The organism is Actinomycetospora sp. 2LY8.5, assembly GCF_057180585.1.
Genome location: NZ_JBXUHE010000089.1, coordinates 1 through 4,961, shown reverse-complemented (window position 1 = coordinate 4,961; position 4,961 = coordinate 1). Strand labels below are relative to the sequence as shown.

The following is a 4,961-nucleotide window of genomic DNA, read 5'->3' as shown; positions in this document are numbered from 1 at the left end:
GTGCCGACCCCTCCGGCGCCGCCGACACCCCCAACGGATGCCCATCCTGCCGATCTTCAGCCACGGTCAACTGTGTACTCCTTCAGCTCCAGCTGATCTTCGTACACAGACCATCTGACAGGCCCTCAGACACCTCCACCCCGCCCGAAGGGCCTTCCTTGTGCAATCAGCCACGCCGCACCGTCACCAACCTCCTGGCCGGGTACAACTAGTCGCCGCTGGCTATCACGTGTTCGCGGTCAACCCACGCCAGGTCGATCGCTTCCGTGACCGGCACGCCAGCTCGGGCGCGAAGAGCGACACCGGCGACGCTCATGCCATCGCCGACATGGTGCGCACCGACGCGCACCAGCTACGTTCGGTGGCCGGGGACTCGTCGCTGGCCGAGGGCATCAAGGTAGCCGCGCGGGCACATCAGAACCTGATCTGGGACCGACAGCGTCAGGTGCTGCGGCTGCGCGCCGCCCTGCGCGAGTACCACCCCGCCGCACTCGAGGCCTTCGCCGACCTCTCCGGGGCCGATACCTTGGAGCTGCTCGAGGCAGCACCGGACCCCGACCGTGCTCGGCGTCTGTCCACGACGACCATCGCAGCCGCGCTCCGGCGGGCCCGTCGCCACGACGTGTCGAAGAAGGCCGAACGCATCCAGGCGGCGCTGCGCAGCGAGCAACTGGCCCAGCCGTCCGAGCTCGTGGCCGGCTACGCGGCAAGCGTGCGGGCGACGGTCGCGGTCATCAGGGCGTTCAACATCGAGATCGTGCAGCTCCAGGAAGAGGTGAGGGGACATTTCGGTCGGCACCCGGACGCTGAGATCTACCGGAGCCAGCCCGGGTTCGGTGATGTCCTGGGCGCTCGGGTGCTCGGCGAGTTCGGGGATGACCCTGCCCGTTACGCCGACGCCCGAGCGCGCAAGAACTACGCTGGCAACAGCCCGGTCACCCGCGCCTCCGGGAAGAAGAAGACCGTGCACGCCCGTTGGGTCCGCAACCGACGCCTGGTCGACCCGTTACAGGCCCAAGCGTTCTCGGCACTGAGCGCCTCACCAGGGGCCAAGGCGTACTACCGGCAGCTGCGTGCCCGCGGCACCGAGCACCACGCCGCGCTGCGTCAGCTCTCCAACCGGCTGGTCGGCATCCTGCACGGCTGCCTCAAGACCCGGACGCTGTATGACGAAGCCACCGCCTGGGGCCACCACGAACAAGATCAAGCAGCCGCATGACCGCGTCCCGGGGGGAGGCGGGTTCTGGAGCATCAGCCCCTTTCATGATCGGCTGTTGGCGGGCCGAATGCAGGTGCTCGGCCGCGTGCGGCGATAGGCGACGTCGCCGGAGCCCGCCACGCGGCACGAGCGGCGCGGCAGAGGTAACGGTCGTCAACGGCGTCGTTGACTTCGCCGAGGCTGCGTCGGTGGTGAGGTTCCGGTCGCACAGAACAGGTCGACCCACTGCGGCGCGGAGAGGTCCTTGGCCAGTGCGGTCGGGGATACTCCCTGCGTCTGCAGCCACCGCCGCGCGTCGCTGGTCTTCGGGAAGGCACCAGCCCGCCACAGGATGTCGGCCAGTCCGCGGCCGCGTCCGGTGAACACGCGATGGACGAGGTGCTGGAAGTCTGCGCACTGGCCGGTCGGAAGCATCGGCTCGGCACGGCGACGCAGAACCAGCACCCCGCCGTCGACGCTCGGGCGCGGTCGGAACGCCGTCGCCGGCACGCGTGCGTGCAGTTCGAAGGTGAACCATGGCGACCACTGGGCGGTCATCAACGTCGCGCCACCCACTGCGGCACGGCGGCGTGCGACCTCCCACTGGAGCAGCAGCACAGCTTCGGTCCACCCGGGTGCGTGCAGGATGCGACGCAGCATCGCCGTCGTCTGATGGAACGGTAGGTTCCCGACGAGCACGAAGGCCGAGCGGGGCAGGCGGTAGCTCAGGAAGTCCGCGGTCACCACCCGCACCCGGTTCTCGACCCGGTTTCTCAGGCCGGTGGCGAGTCGGGAGTCGATCTCGACCGCCGTGAGTGCTCGCTGCAGTCGCTGCAAGGGCAGCGTCAGGGCGCCGTCTCCAGGTCCGATCTCCACGATCGGACCCTGTGTCACAGAGACCAGGTCGATCATCGTGGCGACGACGCGTGGGTCGATGAGGAAGTTCTGGCCGTGCTCATGTCGGCCGTGCTGGTAGGCACACATGGTGGTCGCTCCGGTTCGGCAGGGAGCCGGGCAGCACGAAGTGGCCGCTCGGCGCGATGGCCTGGGCGGCGGAGCTCACCGAAGACGTGATGAGGGGTGGGCGCCGCCGTCAGCGGTTGCGAAGCCTCATCGACGCGATACCTGCAGATGCCACGAGCACGGACGCTACTTGATCCAAGCAGGCCATCTCACTCGGGTTTCGTGTCCTGGAGCGAGGCGCGTGACACCCCGCGTTCCTTGACCTCGGCTCAGCATGGGGTGTCTTGAGCGCATCGCTCTATGGGTCGAGGAGTAGGCGATACGAGCCGATATGAGCCGATCCGGCTACCGTCGACACGTGCGGGACCAGGACGAGCCGGAGGAGCTGCGGACGAAGGTCTTCGGCGAGCGGACGATCTACGACAACCCGTGGGTCCGGCTGACGCTAATGGACATCGAGCCGCCCGACGGGCACCGGTTCGAGTACCACGTCGTCCGTCTCGCGCGGGTTGCGATCGCGGCCGTGGTCAACGAGGCCGACGAGGTGTTGATGATGTGGCGGCACCGCTTCGCGGTCGACCAGTGGGGCTGGGAGCTTCCCGGCGGCATCGTCGATGGCGACGAGGACGGCGCCGCGGCCGCGGCCCGTGAGGTCGAGGAAGAGACCGGTTGGCGGCCGAAGGGCGAGATGCGGCACCTGGTGTCGTTCCAGCCGATGCCGGGCATGGTCGACACCCCGCACGAGCTGTATGCCGCATACGGCGCTGACAAGGTCGGCGAACCCCAGGACGCCGAAGAAGCCGCGATTGTCGAGTGGGTACCGCTCACGGACCTCATGCGGCTGATCAACGCTGGTGACGTGGCCGGCTCGGGCTCGCTGGTCGCCCTACTGCACCTGCTTGCCGACCGCGGGAACCGGTAGGCGCGAGCGGTCAGGCCGCGAGGGCATCCAGGCGGCGGCGCTGTCGGACCGATCCGGCCTGACGGGCCAGGGCACGGCCCTCAGCGGCGTGACGGCGCGCCTCGGTCCGATCGTGGTGGGCGAGCATCGCCGCGGCGAGATCGCATCGCAGGCTCGCCCCGGCCCGTGTGAAGCTCGGGTCCATCTGCTCCAGGGCGGTAAGCAGGTCTCGGGTGGCATCCGGGTCTCCGAGCCTAGCCAGGATGTTCCCGCGCCACCGGGCCAAGTGTCCTGGGCCGAGGGCGATGTAGGGCAGAGCCGCGGTGTCCGCCGGATCACTCGGCAGCAGCTCGTCGGCGGCGTCGAGTAGGCGCCGCGCTTCGGTCTCGTCGCCGGTCCCGGCGGACATCTCAGCGGCGACCGCGGTCATCCACGCCTGCAAGACCGGCGGGACCCGTGATCCGGCCTCGGCTCGGGCCGCAGTGATCAATGCGAGCCCGTCGGCCGGCTCTCCGATGTCGAGCAACGCGTACGCCTGCTCCCCCATGGCGTGCGCAAGGGCCGCCGTGTCGTCGGCCTCGCGGGCGGCGTGTTTGGCGACCTCGTAGAGCGACCACGCGCGCCCGAGGTCGCCGATGTCGAGGGCCTGCCACCCGCCCAAAGCCCCGGCGTCGGCGAGCACCCCGGCCAACGGCGCCCGGCTCGCCGGCCGGACCGCGTGCCGGAGAAGCGACTCGATGCTGTCGGTGATCGCCTTCAGCCGGTCGAGCGCGCCCGGTGCGCCGAGCTGGCGGTCCAGGACACGAGTGTTCTGGACCTGGTCGGCGAAGCTGCCCGCCGACGACGGCCCGACCGAGCGGTACGTCGTCAGCGCCGCTCGTAGCTCCTCGGCCTGGACCGACCACGCCGACGCGACCGGTGGGAGACCCAGCTCGGCGTCGGTGCGCCCGTAGGCCGCGCGCAGCAGGTCGCGGTACATCTCGTCGGGGACGTGGTGGCCGTTCTCCCACCGAGAGAGCTGCACCTTCAGCGACGCGGCCGAGGTCAACGTGAGGCCACGGGCATCCGCGTGGCGGATGAGCTCGCGGACGGCGCGCGGCTGGGACCAGCCACGGGCGAGGCGGGCGTCTCGTAGGGCGGTCACGGGCTCGGCCTCCCCCTCGTAGATCTCGCTCGCACGTTCGAGAGTGCCTCATTCTCGCTGGTCACACCAGGGGTAACAACGCGCTTGTTGCCCCCGTGCTAACCGCTGTCGGCTCCCGCAAGGACCGTCCGCGGCCGTCTCCTGGTCTCACCGCGGAGAACGACTCCGCAGGTCACAGGAGGCAACAGAGATGGCGATCAAGCGGCGGCTTCGGGTCTCGATGGAGGACGTCTTCCCGCACGGGGCGTTCATGACCACCGACGGCGCGGAGCCTGTTCCCGACTACGACCGGTCGACACGAGAGAAGTTCGTGCAGGCCATCGACAAGATCACCGGCCTGCCGGTGTGGGGCGTGGGTGTCCACGACCCCGATCCTGAGGCCCGTAAAGCCGAGCGCTCAGTGGACGTCAAGATCGCAGCCGAGTACCAGCCGGTCCCGCCGGAGGCGCTGCCCGGGCTGCCGTTCCGGCCGGTGGAGTTCGAGGGCCTGGAGGTCACGCCCTACCTCGACACGAACGGCCCGCGCCCGAAGGTTGCGTTCAGCCTGCGCGCCACCGGCATGCGCACCCCCACCTCTGGTGGAGACGCCCGCCGTTCCGGCCAGCCCAAGGGCGAGGCCAAGAACGGGGAGGCGGCTGCCTAATGCTTCTGTCAAGCGGCTTGGACCGGCCGATGGTCGAGACGGTAAGGCTGGCGGGTGCGCAACATGGCGTGCAGGACGTTGACCCGCCGGCGAGCGAGCGCAATCACGGCTT

General features: G+C 69.6%; 5 protein-coding genes. 3 read left to right on the top strand and 2 right to left on the bottom strand.

Going from position 1 to position 4,961, the window contains the following annotated elements; all coding sequences use genetic code 11:
* Positions 1-160: 160 nt before the first annotated feature.
* On the top strand, positions 161-1,219 hold the full coding sequence (locus AC2A1K_RS35430) for an IS110 family transposase (RefSeq protein ID WP_483901044.1): 1,059 nt from the start codon (positions 161-163) through the stop codon (positions 1,217-1,219).
* 153 nt (positions 1,220-1,372) lie between these two features.
* On the opposite strand, the gene erm is transcribed toward AC2A1K_RS35430, so the two are convergent.
* Positions 1,373-2,182, bottom strand: a complete 810-nt coding sequence (erm, locus tag AC2A1K_RS35425) for a 23S ribosomal RNA methyltransferase Erm (protein ID WP_483901043.1) — start codon at positions 2,180-2,182, stop codon at positions 1,373-1,375.
* 337 nt (positions 2,183-2,519) lie between these two features.
* Here erm and AC2A1K_RS35420 point away from each other — a divergent pair, with 337 nt between their 5' ends.
* Positions 2,520-3,083 carry an NUDIX hydrolase gene (locus AC2A1K_RS35420; protein ID WP_483901042.1) on the top strand — a complete coding sequence of 188 codons (564 nt, stop codon included), beginning with the start codon at positions 2,520-2,522 and terminating at the stop codon, positions 3,081-3,083.
* Positions 3,084-3,093: 10 nt separating this feature from the next.
* Here the strand turns inward: AC2A1K_RS35420 and AC2A1K_RS35415 are convergent, their stop codons facing one another.
* A complete protein-coding gene (locus tag AC2A1K_RS35415) occupies positions 3,094-4,206 on the bottom strand; it encodes an NsdA family TPR-like regulatory protein (protein ID WP_483901041.1) in 1,113 nt (370 codons plus the stop codon).
* Positions 4,207-4,396: 190 nt separating this feature from the next.
* Here AC2A1K_RS35415 and AC2A1K_RS35410 point away from each other — a divergent pair, with 190 nt between their 5' ends.
* Complete coding sequence (locus AC2A1K_RS35410) at positions 4,397-4,849, top strand: plasmid replication, integration and excision activator (protein WP_483901040.1); 453 nt, start codon at positions 4,397-4,399, stop codon at positions 4,847-4,849.
* Positions 4,850-4,961 lie beyond the last annotated feature (112 nt).